This window comes from Flavicella sediminum (assembly GCF_006381105.1).
In the GTDB taxonomy this organism is placed as follows: Bacteria; Bacteroidota; Bacteroidia; order Flavobacteriales; family Flavobacteriaceae; genus Flavicella; species Flavicella sediminum.
Window position 1 is genome coordinate 1334631 of record NZ_VDET01000002.1, and the last position, 16810, is coordinate 1351440.

The window sequence follows — 16810 nt, forward strand, 5'->3', positions numbered from 1 at the left end:
AAATTTGCTTTTAGTAATTCATTGAGAAAACTAATTTAAACTATTGAAAATGAAAAAAATTAAAATTATCATTTTAGCAATATTTACCAGTATTGGGGTAAATTCATTAAATGCACAAGACGCTAACAATCCTTGGGCATTGAGCTTTGGAATCAATACAGTTGATGTCTCTTCAGCTGGATTGGCAAATCCAATTAGCGCATTAAAAGATTATGTAGCTCCTTTTGGAGATTCAAATACATTACCAGCAATTTCAAGAATATCTGTTTCTAGGTATATAGATAATGGTTTTAGCATTGAATTGGCTGGAGCTCTAAATAAACTAAGTAAAGGAGTTAATGGCGATTTAGATGATTTGTCTTTCTTTTCTATTGATGTAAATGGAAAATATGACTTAAACAGTTTGTCTTTTATTGGAGAAACAGGGTGGTTTGATCCTTATGTAGGTTTCGGATTAGGGTATACTACTATAGATGAAGATGGTGGAATTACTTTAAATCCAACTTTAGGTTTTAATACTTGGTTCAACAAAAACTTAGGATTAAATTTCCAAAGTTCTTACAAATCTGCAATCTTAGGAGATGGGATTTCAACATTGTCAAATGATGTATATTTTCAACATTCTATTGGTTTAGCAATTCGTTTTGGAGGTACTGATTCTGATGGTGATGGTGTATTTGATAACAAAGATCTTTGTCCAAATGAAGCAGGTTTAGCTAAATTTAATGGATGTCCAGATTCAGATAATGATGGTATTGTAGATGCTGATGATAAATGTCCAAACGAAGCGGGTATAGCTGCTTTTGGAGGTTGTCCAGATTCAGATGGTGACGGAGTTGAAAACTCTAAAGATAAATGTCCAAATGCTAAGGGTACAGCAGCAAATGGAGGATGTCCAGATGCAGACAATGACGGAGTTATTGATTCAGTAGATAAATGTCCAAATGTCGCAGGTCCTAAAGCAAATAAAGGATGTGCATGGCCAGATACTGATGGTGATGGAGTGTTGGATAAAGATGATAAATGTATCAATCAAGCAGGTCCTGCTTCAAACAATGGTTGTGCAGAATTAACTGTTGAGGCTGTTAAGAAGTTAGGAGATTTTGCTAAAACAATTAACTTTAATTCAGGTAGAACTACATTTAAATCAGGAGTAACTTCTCAGTTAGATGGTGTTGTTTCTATTATGAAAGAATTTGTTGGAGTACAATTTAACATCAATGGGTATACAGATAGTTCAGGTTCAAAAACTAAAAATCTTGAGCTTTCTAAATTAAGAGCTTCTGCTGTAAAAGATTATTTAGTTTCGAAAGGAATTGCAGCTGGAAGATTGACATCTAAAGGATACGGTATTGACAATCCAATTGCTTCAAATAAAACAGCAGCTGGTAGAGCAGCAAACAGAAGAGTTGAGTTGGTTGCTAAAAAATAAGCAACATAAAAATAATGAAAAGTCGCTTTATCTTATTGATAGAGCGACTTTTTTTTGGTCCTTTTTCTTCTAGATTTTAGCACATTTCTCGAGTCTTAAAACTTTTTATTAAACCATGTTAATAATTAATATTTTTTTGTAGATTTGATTTTGTAAGCTTTAAAAAGTTTATTATTACAAAAAAAACTATACTTAAATTAAAAATTACTTAAAATGAGAAATTTAAAAGTCGCCTTAATGGCATTGTTTGTGTTTGCAGGGATTAGCAATGCAACAGCTCAAGATTCAGACAATCCATGGACAATGAGTTTTGGTATCAATATGGTTGATATTTCTTCAGCAGGTCTTTCAAGTCCTGTAGATGCTTTAAAAGATTATATTGGAATTTCAGATGTAAATGTACTGCCAGCTATTTCAAGAATCTCGGTATCTAGATTTATTGACAAAGGATTCAGTGTTGAATTGGCTGGAGCTTTGAATAAAATTGGAAATGGAGCCTATGATGATGTGGATGATTTATCATTTTTCTCTCTTGATGCAAATGCAAGATACGATTTAAACAGTGCTTCTTTTATTGGAGAAACTGGATGGTTTGATCCTTATGTTGGTTTTGGAATTGGGTACACATCTATTGATGGAGATGGAAACATGACAATGAACCCAACGTTAGGTTTTAACACTTGGTTTAATGAGAATGTAGGGTTGAATTTTCAAAGTTCTTACAAATCAGCAATCTTAGGTGATGGAATTGCTACTTTGCCAAAAGATGTGTATTTTCAACATTCAATTGGCTTAATAATCCGTTTTGCAGATGGCAACTAGTCATTAAAAAAAGGCTAAAATAATATATTGAAAAGCCGCTCCAATTGGAGCGGCTTTTTTTATTTTTATACCAGAAGTTTGTATTTATGAAAACCTTTATATCAGAAGTTGTTAGTGCTGTTTTAGAATCAAAAAATCCGTTGATGGATACCTTATGCGTCATTCCAAGTGAACGGGCGGCTGTGTTTTTAAAAGAGGAGCTTAAAGAACAAATTGACGGGCTGTCTTTTTTGCCTGAAATTTTAAGTATTGAAAATTTTATAGAAAAGGTTTCCGAGCTAACAAAAATAGATACCATTACCTTATTGTTCGATTTTTATTTGGTGTATCAAGAGAACAACCCGAACAATAAAATTGATTTCGATTCTTTTTCTCAGTGGGGGGCTATTGCCTTACAAGATTTTAATGAAGTAGATCGCCATTTGGTCAATGCAGAAAAGTTATTCGATTATTTAAAAGACATCAAACGTATTGAAAAATGGAGTTTAAATAGCGAAGATGTCAATTCAGAAATTATGAACAATCATCTGTCTTTTATGGAAGTATTAGGTGATAATTATGTTTGGTTTTATGAGTATTTACTAAAAAATAAAAAAGGTTATCAAGGTCTACTTTATCGTGAAGCTTCAAAAAATATTGGGAAATTTATAGAAGAGAATGCTACGAAAAATATTGTTCTGATTGGCTTTAACGCATTAAACAAAGCAGAAGAATACATTTTTCAAGAATTGTTGAAAAGCGGCAATACGACCATTTATTGGGATGCGGATGAATATTATTTAAACACAAACAAATCGGCAGGTTTGTTTATGAGGAAGTACAAGCAAAATTGGACGTATTTTGAGAAAAATCAATTCAATTATATTGGTAGGCATTTAAAAACCAAGAAAAATATACACGAGATTGCTGCTTCTAAAAATGTAGCTCAAATAAAAGCGGTGGGCGAATTGTTATCGAAACAAAACAATTTACAGAATACAGCTTTGGTGTTAGCCGATGAATCACTTTTATCATTGACTTTAAATTCCTTGCCCAAAAATGTCGATAAACTAAATATTACCATGGGGTATTTGTTAAAGGACATGCCCATGTCTGGTTTGTTTCAAGTGATGTTTGACTTGTATTTGACACAAGAAAAATTGAAAAAAGTTGAGAACAATGAGTTCTATTATAAAGATATTGAGCGTCTGCTGCAAAACCCTTTCTTTTATCGTCTGTTTGGAAAAACTAAAGAATTTGATGCCTTGCGTAATGCGGTTGTAAAAAATAATCAAGTATTTGTTTCTTATGAATTTATCAAACAGATCCTTTCCAACCAAAATGCGGAATTACTTTTAAAAGTATTTGGCATTGGGCAGGATGTGGCACTTTTTATCAATACCTGTGTTTCTTTAATTGAAGCAAATAAAGATAATTTTGAAGGTTTTGAAAAAGAATGTTTGTACCGATTTTATAATTTGTTCTTGCAGTTGCAAAATTTAAACGGTGCCTACGAACACATTCGCACCATAAAAACTTTGCATGGTATCTACAAGCAGTTGATCGGTTTGGAAAAACTTTCCTTCCAAGGAGAACCTTTAAGTGGATTGCAACTTATGGGAATGTTGGAAACCCGTGTGTTAGATTTTGAAACGGTGATTATTACTTCTATGAATGAAGGAGTGCTTCCCGCAGGAAATAATGAAAATTCTTTTATTCCTTTCGATGTAAAAAAGGAATACGGTTTGCCTACCTATCAAGAAAAGGATGCTATTTTCTCTTATCACTTTTACCGACTTTTACAACGTGCAAAAAATGTGTATTTATTATACAATACAGAAACCGATGAACATGGAGCCGGAGAAAAAAGTCGCTTTTTATCACAGTTGGAAATAGACGATATGATTTCTTCAAAAAAAACAGTAGCACCTGTTATTGGTTCTAATACTCATAAAGAATTGGAAATTCAAAAAACTCCGGAAGTAATCGATCGCTTAAAAGCGATTGCAGGTCGAGGTTTTTCGCCTTCTGCCTTGGCAACATATGTAACCAATCCGTTAACGTATTACAAGCGTTATATTTTAGGAATAAAGGATTTGGATGAAGTGGAAGAAACCATTGCATTTAATACCATGGGAACCGTGGTACATGAAGTATTGGAGTTGTTTTACAAGCCATTTGTTGGCAAGTTCCTACAGGTAGAGGATGTAAAAGCCATGTTTTCAAAAATTGAGACGACCACAACAAATTGCTTTCAAAGACATTATAAAAACGGCGCAATTGATCAGGGAAAAAATAAGTTAATCTCTGAAGTCGCAAAAACCTTTGTAAGTAATTTCTTAAAAACAGAATTAGAATTATTAAAAGCTGGAAAAAAGCTTAAAATTATTGGTACAGAAACCAAAATTGAAGCAGATCTGAAAATTGAAGGATTGAATTTTCCAATTAAAATTAGAGGAGAAGTAGATCGTATAGATGAGTTAGATGGCGTTACCAGAATTGTAGATTATAAAACGGGAAAAGTAGTAGACACCCAACTAAAAATTAGCGATTTTGAAAAGGTAATCAGTGATTATAAATACACAAAAGCATTGCAAGTAATGTTGTACGCTTACTTGTATACAAAGTCAAACAAGCATATCTTTGATGGCGAATTGGAATCGGGAATTTATTCTTTTAAAAACATGAAATCTGGTTTTTTAAAAATGAATTTTGCAGAAGGCAGAGCCAAAGATTTTAACGTAACTGAAGAACGTATTTTTGCCTGTGTTGATGTTGTAAAAAAACTTATTACTGAATTGTTCGATACCAATAGCCCATTTATAGAAAATATTGACAGCCCCTACTAATATGATTCAAGAAATTAAAAACTTAACGCTTCAAGGAAAACACAATAAACCCATTTTAACCGACGTCTGTTATCGGAAAACGGCAACTAAAAAACCATTGGTTGTTTTTTGTCATGGATACAAAGGGTATAAAGATTGGGGGGTTTTCAATCAGATGGTTCCTTCATTTGTTGAAGAAAATATTTTCCTTGTAAAATTTAATTTTTCCCACAACGGGGGTACTGTTGAACAACCGATAGATTTTCCAGATTTGGAGGCTTTTGGAGAAAATAATTTGGTGAAAGAATTGGATGATTTGGAAACTGTGTTGGACTGGTTGTTGGACAATAATGAATTTTCAGAAGAAATAAATCCGGAACAAATAACACTTATCGGTCATTCTAGGGGTGGTGGTATTGTTACGCTAAAAGCTGCTGAAGACAAAAGAGTAAAAAAACTTATTTCTTGGGCAGGGGTGTCTGATTTTGGCGCTCGTTTCCCTACTGGACCTGTTTTAGAACATTGGAAAAAAGAAGGTGTGGCCTATGTGGAAAACGCTCGTACCAAACAGCAAATGCCGCATTATTTTCAATTTTATACAAATTTTATTGAAAATGAAGAACGTCTAACACTTTATAAAGCGGCTGCCAATATTAAAATTCCACACCTAATTATCCATGGTTCAAAAGATACTTCCGTAGAATTTAAAGAAGCTGAAAATTTACACAAATGGAATCCTAATAGTGAGTTGTTTGTGATTGAAAATGCCGATCATGGTTTTGGATCTAAACACCCCTGGGAAGAGGATTTTCTGCCAAGTGATTTTGAAATTCTTTTAAAAAAAACAATCAAATTTGCAAAAACGGATGTCTAAAGAATAATGTCGAATTCAAAAAGCATTCCCTTTAAAGAAATTAATAAATTAGCCATACCTTCTATTATTGCTGGTATTTCTGAACCTTTGCTGTCTATTGTAGATACCGCTATTATTGGTAATGTAGGCTTTGATGCAGTAGAAGCGCTTGCGGCTGTGGGTATTGCAGGTTCTTTTATTTCGGCCATTGTTTGGGTGTTAGGGCAAACAAGAGCTGCTATTTCTGCTATAGTAGCGCAATATGTTGGAGAAAAAAAAATAGCCGCAATTATTGGTTTGCCTGCGCAAATGATTTTTATCAATGTACTGCTTAGTTTGGCTATTTATTTTTCAACGGTTTTTGTGGTAGATCACATTTTTCAGTTTTACAATGCAGAAGGTTTGGTACTCAATTACGCAGTTGACTATTTTAAAATTAGAGCGCTAGGACTTCCTTTTGCTTTGTTTGTATTTACAGTTTTCGGTGTTTTTACCGGTTTGCAAAATACGTTTTGGCCCATGGTTATTAGTGTCATCGGTGCTTTTTTAAATGCAGGTTTGGATCTTGTCTTAGTCTATGGTGTAGAAGGGTATTTAGAGCCCATGCATGTTGCTGGTGCTGCCTATGCAAGTATAATTGCACAAGCTGTCATGGCCTTTATGGCTTTGGTGCTTTTCTATAAAAAAACTCCTTTTACATTGGCTGTAAAATTTCCTTTTGACAATGAAATAAAGCGATTGTTAAAGTTGAGTCTTAATTTGTTTTTAAGAGCCATTGCGTTGCATATAACTTTGTACTTTGCCAACTCCTACGCAGCTAGTTATGGTACAGCCTATATCGCGGCACAAACAATTTGTTTTCAAATATGGTTGTTTTTTGCTTTTTTTATTGATGGCTATGCAAGTGTTGGAAGTATTATTTCTGGCAAACAAAAAGGAGAACGAAATTTTTCGGGTTTAGAAATTTTGGTGAAAGATTTGAATAAATACGCACTAATTGTCGCTGTTATTTTAAGCGCCATTTGTTTTTCTGGCTATTATTTTGTGGGTGAAATTTTTACGTCTGATCCAGAAGTTCTAAAAATATTTTATGCTGTATTTTGGTTGGTTTTGATTTCTCAACCGGTAAATGCTGTTGCTTTTGTATATGATGGAGTGTTTAAAGGCTTGGCAGAAGGTGTGGTGTTAAGAAATACCGTGATGGCAGCAACTTTTTTAGGGTTTATTCCTACCTTATTGCTCTGCGATTTTTTCGACTTAAAATTATTAGGTATTTGGATTGCTTTTACCGTTTGGATGCTTTTTAGATCTGGAATATTGGCGGTGTTTTTTAAAAGAAATTTTTTACCAAAAAACCATTAACTTTGAATTTATGAAGGAAGGAAATATACAAACTAGTATTGCTAATAAAATTGCAGAAGTAACTTTTTATCACCCGGCAAGTAATTCTTTTCCTAGCGCTTTGTTAAAAAGTTTGACGGAAGAGTTTGAAAAATTGAGCGAAAATAAAGAAGTCCAAATAATTATATTGAAGAGTCAGGGAGATCGTGCTTTTTGTGCTGGTGCTTCTTTTGATGAACTGTTAGAGGTAAAAACCAAGGAAGAAGGAATTCTTTTTTTTATGGGCTTTGCCAATTTAATAAATGCCATGCGTACCTGTAAAAAAGTGATCCTGGGTGAAATTCAAGGAAAAGCGGTTGGAGGCGGAGTGGGTTTGGCTGCGGCTTGTGATTATTGTTTTGCTACGGAAGCGGCTTCTATTAAATTGTCAGAATTGTTTATCGGAATTGGTGCTTTTGTTATAGAACCTGCCGTTTTACGAAAAATTGGTAAGTCGGCATTTACTCAACTAACGTTGGATGCCACCGAATGGCATACGGCTGAATGGGCAAAAGAGAAAGGCTTATTTGCAAAAGTATATGCATCTAAAGAAGAAATGATGGATGCTGCACAAAGTTTGGCTAAAAAGTTAGCTAATTACCATCCTGAGGCTTTGTTTCAGATGAAAAAAGTGTTTTGGGAAGGTACAGCGCATTGGACAGAATTATTAGCTGAAAGAGCAGAAATTAGTGGAGAATTGATGTTGTCTGATTTTACACGAAAAACACTTTTAAAATTTAAAAAGTAGAACCAAGAATTCAAGTATCTTTGCCTTATGAATAAAATTAGAATTACCAAGCAGTTTGATTTTGAAACTGGACACGCGCTTTACGGATATGATGGGAAATGTAGAAATGTACATGGCCATAGTTATAAATTATCGGTGACTGTAATAGGGACACCTATTGAAGATCAAAACGATGTAAAGTACGGAATGGTGATTGATTTTAAAGATTTAAAAGTTATTGTAAAAGATGAAATCGTAGATAAATTCGACCATGCTACAGTTTTCAATAAAAACACACCACATGTGGAGTTGGCACATGAATTGGAAAAAAGAGGACACAGTGTTATTTTGGTCGATTATCAACCAACTAGCGAAATGATGTTGGTAGATTTTGCACAAAAGATTAATGCAAAAATTCCTTCGAGTATTAAATTACATTCTCTTCGCCTGCAAGAAACAGGTACTTCTTATGCAGAATGGTTTGCAAGCGATAATGAATAAACTACAGAGAGTTTATAAAATAAAAACGCCGTTATTACTTAGTAATAGCGGCGTTTTACTTTGTGCTTAATTTTATATTAGTTGGCTGCTGCGCTAACAACTACCTCAATAATATTACTTTTTACAGGGTTAAAAGTTGCTGCAGTTCCATCTTCAACAGCTACATAGTAATAATGAGAACCTGCTGTTAAAACTGTGGCCGTTGGAGTGGTGTACGTGCTACTTGTTGCATCTGCAATAACAGTTCCATCTTCTGTTGCTGAATCACTTTTATACCAAGTGTATGTGTAAGTAGGTGCAGGTGTAGGAGCATCTGTATCTGTTATTACAGCTGTGATGGTTACCGTAGCATCATCAGAAATTTCTGTAGTCGGATCGGCTGTAATTTCTACCGTGTGCGCAACTGCCGCTGGAGCATCGTCGTCATTGTCGTTACAAGAGGTTGCTAAAGTTGCTGAAATAAATAATACGGATAAAAATTTAATAGATGTTTTCATTTTATAATTTGTTTTTAGATTATACCCAAAAGATGAATTTGCCCTTGAAAGGTTGCGTTTTTAGTGTAGTTCTTTTTTTTAGGTAAGCTAAAAAATTGTTGAAAACAAAAGACAGAGGTGTGTTAATGTTCTAGTTTGTAGTGAAGTAGATTTTGTTGAATGAATTTATGTTAAGGTCTAATTTTTTTTAAAAATGCGAAGTGTTTACAACTCCAAATTGCCATTAAACTGATTCATGGTATTTCCAATACCGGCCGTAGCAAATGATTTTATGAGGTTGGCTCCTTTGAATAGCAATTCCGGTAAATACCTGTTTTCTTCTTTGCTCCATTCTCCTAGTACGTAATGAGATTGCTTTCCTGTAGAAAAATTAGAACTTACGCCAAAGCGGAAACGTGGATAATTTTGAGAGTTTAGCTTTTCCGTAATATCTTTCAAACCATTATGTCCGCCAGCGCTTCCTTTTGCTTTTAAACGAAAAGCACCAAAGTCAAGATTTAGATCATCGGAAATAACCAATAAATTTTCTGTTGGAATTTTCTCTTTGTCTAACCAATATTTTACGGCCTTTCCGCTTAAATTCATATAGGTAGAAGGCTTTAATAGGATAAAAGTCCTGCCTTTAAAGCGAAAAGTCGCAACGTCACCCAGTTTGTCTGTGCTGAAAGAAATATTTTCATTGGAAGCCAATTCGTCAAGAATTTTAAATCCAATATTATGGCGTGTATTTTCATACTCTGCGCCAATATTTCCTAAACCAACAATTAAATATTTTTTCATGAATGGAATTAATTTGAGTTCAAAAATACAAATTTCTTAAAAGGACGGCATAAAAAAAGGCTCCAATGAATGAACAAGGGAACCTTTTATTTTTTTTAAGAAAACTTACTCTGCAGCAGCTTCTCCTTCTTCTTCTGTTCCTGTAGCTTTAGCTCCTCTAGACATTCTTACTTGAGCCACAACTGTGTTCTCAGGGTGTAAAATTGTACAGTTTTCTGCTTTTACTTCACTTACAAATAATTTGTCTCCGATTTCTAATTTAGAAATATCAGCTTCAATTGTATCAGGTAAGTTTGCAGGTAAAGCTTTTACTTTTAATTTACGTTTTGGAAAACGTAAAGCTCCACCAATTAATACCCCTGGAGATTTTCCTACCAAAGTAACAGGAATTTCCATAGTCACTTCTTTATCATCAAACAATTGATAAAAATCAATGTGTAAAATTTTGTCAGAAACTGGGTGGAATTGGATATCTTGTAAGATACAAGTTACTTTTTCTCCATCTAAGTCAATCGTTGCAGTATATACGTTTGGAGTATAAACTAAGGTTTTAAATGCTTTCTCTTCTGCAGAAAAATGCACAGCTTCGTTTCCTCCGTATAATACGCAAGGAACCTGACCAGCATTACGTAAGGCTTTAGTTGCTACTTTACCTACGCTTTCTCTTTTAGATCCGTTGATTGTAATTGATTTCATTTTATATATTTATTAATTATTCACTTAAATTATAAACAAATCGCTAATCGATTTGTTGTCTTGTACTTTGTGCATGATCTCTGCAAACAAAGGCGCGCAAGTTACAACTTTTATTTTAGAACTCTGCTTTCTTAATGGAATAGAATCTGAAACGATCAATTCTAATAATTTAGAGTTCTCTATTTTCTCATAAGCATCACCAGAAAGTAAAGGATGTGTAATGATGGCACGCACACTTAAAGCTCCTTTGTCAACCATTAAATCAGCAGCTTTTACAAGCGTTCCTCCGGTATCAATCATGTCATCTACTAAGATTACATTTTTACCTTTTACTTCTCCAATCAGTTCCATAGTATCAATTACATTCGCTTTTAAACGTTGTTTGTAACAAATAACTACTTCACTTTGTAAGTGTTTAGAATACGCATAAGCTCTTTTTGAACCCCCCATATCTGGAGAGGCCATGGTAATGTTTTCTAAACCTAAACTGTGGATATAAGGCATGAAAATAGTAGAACCAAATAAATGATCCACTGGTTTTTCAAAAAATCCTTGAATTTGATCTGCATGCAAGTCCATCGTCATTATTCTTGTTGCTCCTGCTGTTTGCAATAAGTTTGCTACTAGTTTTGCACCAATAGCTACACGAGGTTTGTCTTTTCTATCTTGACGAGCCCATCCAAAATAAGGCATAACTGCAGTGATATGTCTTGCAGATGCTCTTTTGGCGGCATCTAAAATCAATAACATTTCCATCAGGTTGTCTGAGTTTGGAAAAGTAGATCCAACGATAAAAACACGTCGTCCCCTTACTGATTCTTCAAATGCTGGTTGGAATTCACCATCACTAAAACGTGAGATATTGATCTTTCCTAATTCGGTTCCGTAACTTTTTGCAATTTTTTCTGCTAATCCAATACTTTGTGAACAAGCAAATACTTTTGGTGCTAATTGATTGTTAGACATGCTTTAAAAGAAATATGTGTGTTGTTAGTTGTTGTTTTGATTTTGCAAAAATAGAAATAATTTAACGCTTTGGAGCATAGTTTTTAAATTAATACGTTGAGAATTGAATTTTTTTTTTACATTTGCAGTCCAATTACGAAAAAGCCTTGGTGGCGGAATTGGTAGACGCGCTGGATTCAAAATCCAGTTTTTTCGGAAGTGCGGGTTCGATTCCCGCCCAAGGTACAATCGAATGAAAGCCGACTCTTATGAGTTGGCTTTTTTTATGGAGTAAATTGTACAGTTTTTGTATCGTGTTTTTTTGAATTCTTCATATTTAGTTCTTTCCGTATTTTCTAAAAGCTTGTATTGTTTGGTAGTATCCAAAACCAATAATTAATTTACCGATACTAGCAATTATTAATGCAAAGTATTCATCATGTTGATCGAATGGAAAATATTTAAGATTGAATGGATTCATAAATTGTAAAAAATCACTTGCAATTTTTGTGAAATTACTTTTAATGAATTCAATTGAGTATACATCATTATTATGGTTGTTATACAAAATTAATAGGATTAATAGATATAGAGGTATTCCTGTGTAGATCATTGTGAATTTCAGCCCTTGAAACCAGTTTCTTCTATAATCATTAGATATTTTATTTAAGTATAGTATTATTTGATTTTTTCTTTTTCTTTTTTCCTTTTTGTATCTCAGTTCTTCTCTGAAAATTGTCATTTCGTGATGATGAAAATCTAATGCTTCTATATGGTTTTCGTTTTTTCTAAATTCTTGCTTGACTCTTCTGTAAGATTCACGTATTCCCTTTAAACTTTCTTTCAAGATAGTTTGCGTGCATTGAGTTTCATGTCTAAAGCACATAGTATTATTTTTTTTATTTCTGCATTTGTTATAATGATGCTTACATTCTTTTAGTGGGCTACATCTTTTATAGAATTCAAAAGAATTTGGCAACGGGATTGAGTTTTTTACTTCAATTCCATATACTTGGAGCGTGCACCAGAAATTAGCATTTGAGATATCCAATCCATTTTCAAAAACAGCTTTTTCAAAACTAATATAAGTACTTGAAGGGTCTATTTTACAATGTCTAAAGATTGCCGCTTTTTTAAACGTAACTTCTGAGAAAATAGAAATATTTAGAAAATCGGTTAAATGAAAGTATTGATTGTCTTCGAAAGTCGATTGGTAAAAATCTACTAATTGATTAAATGTTGTGTTTTTACAGTTAATGTCTTTCTTAAAAATGCAATTATGAAATCTTACTTTTTGGTGGAAAGAGTAATTTGAGATACTTATTTGTTCAGTGAAAGTACAATTTCTAAAAAATAATCTACTGTTCTCAGTTATAGCTTTTTTTAAAATTTTTTTAAAATCATTCTCTCGTATGTCTTTGTTGCCATCAATAGGGTTTGGTTCTGTTTGTGTTTTGTAATAGTTTGTTTCAGATGTCATTACATATTCATTTTAGAGCCATTCCATTGGTATTAGAGCATCATATTCTTCAGTGTTTTCCTTGCCTCTCCATTCTGCAGTTTGATGGAAGTATTTGTCGTCAATTCCTGACCATGTCGTTTTTGAAACATGTTCTAGTATAATAACTTGAATGTTTTGATTTGTATTTTTCATAAAAGCAACACAGGTTTCAAAAATCTTTTTTGTGTCTGTGAAGTCTTTTGAATCCTCTTTGATGTTTTGCAATTTTTCTTGGTCAGGGTAGTATACTTGGCTAGGTTGATCAAATACTATAAATGAAGGTATGTAGTTTGGTTTTTTATTTACTTGAAGTTTGTTGAAAAAATGATGTAGTCCAAGGATTGTAGCAATATGATAACTCATATGGTTTGCTCCACTACCTAGTCTTGATAAGAAATGTTTATCTCTAGTAATTGTATCTTCAATTTTTATATTTATGCTTTGGTCAGGATCTAGGTGTACTTTTTTAGTTTTTTTGTCTTCTATAGGTAGTAATTGAGTATACTTGCCAATGGTATTGGTTAGTTTCTCGAGGGAGGTTTCTTTGTCGAACTTGCTTTTTAGACCAGTTAAAGTTCTTTTCTTTGTGTTAATCTCAATTTTGATTTTGATAATTTCTTCTTCTAAATTTCCTGATGGAGATATTTTTTTTAAGTTTTCTAGTGCATGTATTATCTTACCAATAAATTCAAATGATTTTTGGTAAGATTTTTCATTTACTTTAATTTCACTAAGTAGTATGTTTAGATTACTGTCAAGTTTTACTAGAAGTTCTTCCTTTGTTTTAATTTCTTGAATGATAGCTGATTTTTCATTTTCAAAACTGAGCGTTAGTGATTTAGAGTTTCCTAAGATGATTTTGTTATCTGCTTTTTCGTCATTTAAAGAAAGTAGCTGTTCAATTGCTTTGGTCGATTTAGAGTCGCAAAATGGGCATTGATTAGTTCCTTTTTGTTTTAAGAACCATTCAACGGGTTTAAGTCTATTTTCTTTTTCAGATACAACGTCAATAAAATACTCGTCTTTAGAATTATTAAGTTCTTGTATTTTGTATGAATTGGTTTTTAACTTCCCTAGTTCTCTGGTTAGTTCATTTCTTTTTTGACTTAGTTCTCTTGCTTTTTCTGAAAATCTATTTGCAGCTCCTTTATTGTATAGGAATCCTTTTTTTGAATTTAAGATGATTTTTGATAGCTCTTCATTGAGTGTATCTACAGTTGATGTGCTAATGTCTATGTCTGAAGCTGTTAGCCCAAGTTGTATTGCTTCAGAATAAAACTCATAGATGTCTGATTGCCAACTGTTGTATTGTAATTTGATTTCTTCAAACTTCTTTAGTTTATTGTTCTTAACAGTTTCTAGTTCTTGAATTTCTTTTTCTAGTTCAAGAATTTCGTATGATTTGTAACCTAGGATTAGAGGGAAAACTGTTTTGAGTTTTTGCAAGTGTTCCCATGTGTCTGTTTTGTAAAACATAGTTGATGGGTTTGCTATAATATTTTGTGTTTGAAATTGAAAAGCAGCAGTGTCACGGAAACTTGCTGGTCCGTTGAAATTGTTACTTGTGCTTTTTTCGCTAGCTATATTTTTAAACCCAGCCATGTCGTTTAACATTTTCTTGATATAATCTTTATTTGCTTTGTATTCGTTCTTATGATTTAACCATTCGTTAGTTCTTAAAGATTTTCGTTCACCTGGTTCACTTTCCTTATAGAAATACATTGTTGATTTTGATTCTTCAAAATTTTCTCTACCAAGAAATATATATTCATCGTTGAATTTTAGATACAGGGCAAACACTTCTACTTTATTACGTATTGTTCCAATAGGAATATCGCAATCGCTACTAGCTAAACAATAGTCAATTATATCTATTATTGCGGATTTTCCTCTTTGACTATATCCAGTTATTATATTGATTTTATCTTCTTTGAAGGTTAAAATTTTCGGAGAGAATTTGTGGTTCTTTGGGTATAGAATTATGTTTTTTATATATAATTGCATTAAAATCTGATGTTTAATTCTAATTGAATGTTTTTTTCTGCGTTTTTGGCGAATATATTTCCAAGCTTATAAGCAGAATCTTGAATGCTTTTTGTTATGTTTTCCCTTCCTAGACTTGATTCAATCTTTATTAGTTTCGATGAAAATCCTCTCATTAGTTCTATGTTTTTATTGTTGTAAGTCAGTATGTTTTTACTGAAAGCTATGTTTAGAGCGTCAAATGTTTGTGGTGTCATTTTGTTGGCTCTAGATTGAAGTCCTAGTATAATTTCTTGGTTCTTAAGAATTGCATTATGGAGTTCTCTTGAGCTTTTGAATGTTGAACGGGTGTCTTTATGATATACAATAGGTAAAATGAAGAAAAAGTATTTTAAGGGTGGGTAGTTTTGTGTGTTCACTTTGTTTCTTGCTACTTTGTGATATCCGAGAGTGAAACTGTGGCAAGCTAAAGCACTTAAGGCAGTGTTTTGCATTATGTCATATAGACTTAGTTCTTTTGTTTCGGAGTTCATAATTATTGTTTTTTGAATTTGATTTCCCAATCTGGATGCCAGCCTATCTCAGGGGTGTTGGATAGCTTTAAAAAACTGCCATTTTTTATATATTCATTTTTGTTACTTATTAAATAATCTTCATTGAAATTTACTTCTAGGTCATTCATTACGTAGTCGTATATCTTAATAGCGATTTTGTTTTTTTCTATACTGCTGTATTGTTCTAATTCTAAAGTGATTTTTTTGTCAAAATATTTTTGCCATTCTCTATAGCATGTCTTGAGATATTTATTAAAGTCTTCTTTGGTAATTTCTCCTACTTGATTTATTATATATGTATGTTCAATCTCATATCTTATATAATCTTCAATGGCTCTTCTTATTATTCTGTTTTTGGAATCTAGCCTTCTGTCTATTATGTCTATTTGTTTTACGAATAGTTCATCGCTTTTTGTTTTAACTTGATGTTGATCGATCTTAAAAAAATCGGTTTTTCTAAATAATGTAATGTTTGTGGATATTTTAGAGATGCAATATTGGTATTTGGAATCCATTTTTTGTTTGTGAAATATGGCTTCATTTGAGTTGTTCCACATATGAAAACTGTGATTTACTAACCAGCCAATCATAGAGTCGTAAACCTCGTTTTTTTGAATGTTAGTAAGGTGAGTAGAGTTTAAAAGTAGTTTATTGAATATTATTTTTTTTAAGTTATTGTTGTCTTCAATTTTTAGTTTTTCTAGAACTTGTTTTAAAAAGGATTCTTTTGTTAAGGCGAAGTTGATTAGTTGTAGTATTTTTTTTACGTATTTACCGTCGTTATTTTTTGACTGTATCGTTTTTAATTTCTCTTTTTGAGAATTTTGAATTTCTATAATCCTCTTCTTTGCGTCTTTATAATTGTTATTACATATAAAGTGAAGCAAAGATTCTGTTTTTATTGTTTTATTAGTAGAACATATAAATTCTGTATTGGAATCGAAGATGTTTGATTCCAATTTGGTTATCCAGATCTGTATGGTTCTCCATAATGAATATGAAGTATCATTAAAGGTTGTTCCGCTTTCAGCTATGCTGTGTTTAGCTTGGTCGGCTATTAATACGGTGCCGTCTTTGTTATGTGATGCAATATCATCAACATTTTCAATAGAGATGTAATCTGTAGTTTCGTTAAGATTTGATAATAATAACAAGGCTCTTTCAAACTGAAAGAGGTAGCCGGAAACTGAACCTTTTGCGGAGTCAGACATTTTTCATTTTTTTTAGTAAATATAAGATTTTTATGTTACTTAAATTTTGTGTTTGATTATGAGTAGGAGGAATGAAAAGAATTGTTTTTTAGATAATTTTAATTGTCGCCTTTATGATTCT

15 protein-coding genes and 1 tRNA gene are annotated in these 16810 nt (G+C 32.6%); 8 read left to right on the top strand and 8 right to left on the bottom strand.

Annotated features, from left to right (window positions below; all coding sequences use genetic code 11):
- The first annotated feature begins 49 nt into the window (after positions 1–49).
- From FGM02_RS05785 to FGM02_RS05815, 7 genes are all read left to right on the top strand, one after another.
- A complete protein-coding gene (locus FGM02_RS05785) occupies positions 50–1432 on the top strand; it encodes an OmpA family protein (RefSeq protein WP_139957361.1) in 1383 nt (460 codons plus the stop codon).
- A 213-nt stretch (positions 1433–1645) separates the two neighbouring features.
- Positions 1646–2254 carry a hypothetical protein gene (locus tag FGM02_RS05790; protein WP_139957362.1) on the top strand — a complete coding sequence of 203 codons (609 nt, stop codon included), beginning with the start codon at positions 1646–1648 and terminating at the stop codon, positions 2252–2254.
- Between the two features lie 86 nt (positions 2255–2340).
- Positions 2341–5082 (top strand): PD-(D/E)XK nuclease family protein, encoded by a 2742-nt coding sequence (locus FGM02_RS05795; RefSeq protein ID WP_139957363.1) that lies wholly within the window; start codon positions 2341–2343, stop codon positions 5080–5082.
- Between the two features lies 1 nt (position 5083).
- Entirely contained in the window at positions 5084–5935 is an 852-nt protein-coding gene (locus FGM02_RS05800) for an alpha/beta hydrolase family protein (RefSeq protein ID WP_139957364.1), read from the top strand.
- Positions 5936–5941: 6 nt separating this feature from the next.
- Positions 5942–7276: an MATE family efflux transporter gene (locus FGM02_RS05805; RefSeq protein ID WP_139957365.1), complete on the top strand. Its 1335-nt coding sequence runs from the start codon at positions 5942–5944 to the stop codon at positions 7274–7276.
- A gap of 10 nt (positions 7277–7286) precedes the next feature.
- The gene (locus FGM02_RS05810; protein ID WP_139957366.1) at positions 7287–8042 is read left to right on the top strand and encodes an enoyl-CoA hydratase/isomerase family protein; all 756 of its coding nucleotides are present in this window, start codon (positions 7287–7289) and stop codon (positions 8040–8042) included.
- Positions 8043–8069: 27 nt separating this feature from the next.
- Positions 8070–8522 (top strand): 6-pyruvoyl trahydropterin synthase family protein, encoded by a 453-nt coding sequence (locus FGM02_RS05815; protein WP_139957367.1) that lies wholly within the window; start codon positions 8070–8072, stop codon positions 8520–8522.
- A gap of 77 nt (positions 8523–8599) precedes the next feature.
- Here the strand turns inward: FGM02_RS05815 and FGM02_RS05820 are convergent, their stop codons facing one another.
- From FGM02_RS05820 to FGM02_RS05835, 4 genes are all read right to left on the bottom strand, one after another.
- A complete protein-coding gene (locus FGM02_RS05820; protein ID WP_139957368.1) occupies positions 8600–9019 on the bottom strand; it encodes a hypothetical protein in 420 nt (139 codons plus the stop codon).
- A gap of 204 nt (positions 9020–9223) precedes the next feature.
- Complete coding sequence (gene pth / locus FGM02_RS05825; protein WP_139957369.1) at positions 9224–9799, bottom strand: aminoacyl-tRNA hydrolase; 576 nt, start codon at positions 9797–9799, stop codon at positions 9224–9226.
- Between the two features lie 105 nt (positions 9800–9904).
- Positions 9905–10495, bottom strand: a complete 591-nt coding sequence (locus FGM02_RS05830) for a 50S ribosomal protein L25/general stress protein Ctc (protein WP_139957370.1) — start codon at positions 10493–10495, stop codon at positions 9905–9907.
- 24 nt (positions 10496–10519) lie between these two features.
- Positions 10520–11461, bottom strand: a complete 942-nt coding sequence (locus FGM02_RS05835) for a ribose-phosphate pyrophosphokinase (RefSeq protein ID WP_139957371.1) — start codon at positions 11459–11461, stop codon at positions 10520–10522.
- Positions 11462–11604: 143 nt separating this feature from the next.
- Between FGM02_RS05835 and FGM02_RS05840 the strand changes: the two genes are divergently transcribed.
- Positions 11605–11686 (top strand) — tRNA-Leu (locus FGM02_RS05840).
- Between the two features lie 91 nt (positions 11687–11777).
- Here FGM02_RS05840 and FGM02_RS05845 read toward each other — a convergent pair.
- Genes FGM02_RS05845 through FGM02_RS05860 form a run of 4 tightly spaced genes read right to left on the bottom strand, consistent with a single transcriptional unit; the run spans position 11778 to position 16689 of the window.
- On the bottom strand, positions 11778–12920 hold the full coding sequence (locus FGM02_RS05845; RefSeq protein ID WP_139957372.1) for a pentapeptide repeat-containing protein: 1143 nt from the start codon (positions 12918–12920) through the stop codon (positions 11778–11780).
- 12 nt (positions 12921–12932) lie between these two features.
- On the bottom strand, positions 12933–14945 hold the full coding sequence (locus tag FGM02_RS05850) for a DUF3732 domain-containing protein (protein WP_139957373.1): 2013 nt from the start codon (positions 14943–14945) through the stop codon (positions 12933–12935).
- Positions 14945–15457 carry a three component ABC system middle component gene (locus FGM02_RS05855; protein WP_139957374.1) on the bottom strand — a complete coding sequence of 171 codons (513 nt, stop codon included), beginning with the start codon at positions 15455–15457 and terminating at the stop codon, positions 14945–14947. Before FGM02_RS05855 ends, FGM02_RS05850 begins: the two co-directional genes overlap by 1 nt.
- Positions 15458–15459: 2 nt before the next feature.
- Positions 15460–16689 (bottom strand): ABC-three component system protein, encoded by a 1230-nt coding sequence (locus tag FGM02_RS05860; RefSeq protein WP_139957375.1) that lies wholly within the window; start codon positions 16687–16689, stop codon positions 15460–15462.
- Positions 16690–16810: the final 121 nt, after the last annotated feature.

What these genes read in the sequence shown, in the direction of transcription:
- FGM02_RS05785 (WP_139957361.1), top strand. Translation starts at nt 50, where the DNA reads ATGAAAAAAATTAAAATTATCATTTTAGCAATATTTACCAGTATTGGG.
- FGM02_RS05790 (WP_139957362.1), top strand. Translation starts at nt 1,646, where the DNA reads ATGAGAAATTTAAAAGTCGCCTTAATGGCATTGTTTGTGTTTGCAGGG.
- FGM02_RS05795 (WP_139957363.1), top strand. Translation starts at nt 2,341, where the DNA reads ATGAAAACCTTTATATCAGAAGTTGTTAGTGCTGTTTTAGAATCAAAA.
- FGM02_RS05800 (WP_139957364.1), top strand. Translation starts at nt 5,084, where the DNA reads ATGATTCAAGAAATTAAAAACTTAACGCTTCAAGGAAAACACAATAAA.
- FGM02_RS05805 (WP_139957365.1), top strand. Translation starts at nt 5,942, where the DNA reads ATGTCGAATTCAAAAAGCATTCCCTTTAAAGAAATTAATAAATTAGCC.
- FGM02_RS05810 (WP_139957366.1), top strand. Translation starts at nt 7,287, where the DNA reads ATGAAGGAAGGAAATATACAAACTAGTATTGCTAATAAAATTGCAGAA.
- FGM02_RS05815 (WP_139957367.1), top strand. Translation starts at nt 8,070, where the DNA reads ATGAATAAAATTAGAATTACCAAGCAGTTTGATTTTGAAACTGGACAC.
- FGM02_RS05820 (WP_139957368.1), bottom strand. Translation starts at nt 9,019, where the DNA reads ATGAAAACATCTATTAAATTTTTATCCGTATTATTTATTTCAGCAACT.
- pth (WP_139957369.1), bottom strand. Translation starts at nt 9,799, where the DNA reads ATGAAAAAATATTTAATTGTTGGTTTAGGAAATATTGGCGCAGAGTAT.
- FGM02_RS05830 (WP_139957370.1), bottom strand. Translation starts at nt 10,495, where the DNA reads ATGAAATCAATTACAATCAACGGATCTAAAAGAGAAAGCGTAGGTAAA.
- FGM02_RS05835 (WP_139957371.1), bottom strand. Translation starts at nt 11,461, where the DNA reads ATGTCTAACAATCAATTAGCACCAAAAGTATTTGCTTGTTCACAAAGT.
- FGM02_RS05845 (WP_139957372.1), bottom strand. Translation starts at nt 12,920, where the DNA reads ATGACATCTGAAACAAACTATTACAAAACACAAACAGAACCAAACCCT.
- FGM02_RS05850 (WP_139957373.1), bottom strand. Translation starts at nt 14,945, where the DNA reads ATGCAATTATATATAAAAAACATAATTCTATACCCAAAGAACCACAAA.
- FGM02_RS05855 (WP_139957374.1), bottom strand. Translation starts at nt 15,457, where the DNA reads ATGAACTCCGAAACAAAAGAACTAAGTCTATATGACATAATGCAAAAC.
- FGM02_RS05860 (WP_139957375.1), bottom strand. Translation starts at nt 16,689, where the DNA reads ATGTCTGACTCCGCAAAAGGTTCAGTTTCCGGCTACCTCTTTCAGTTT.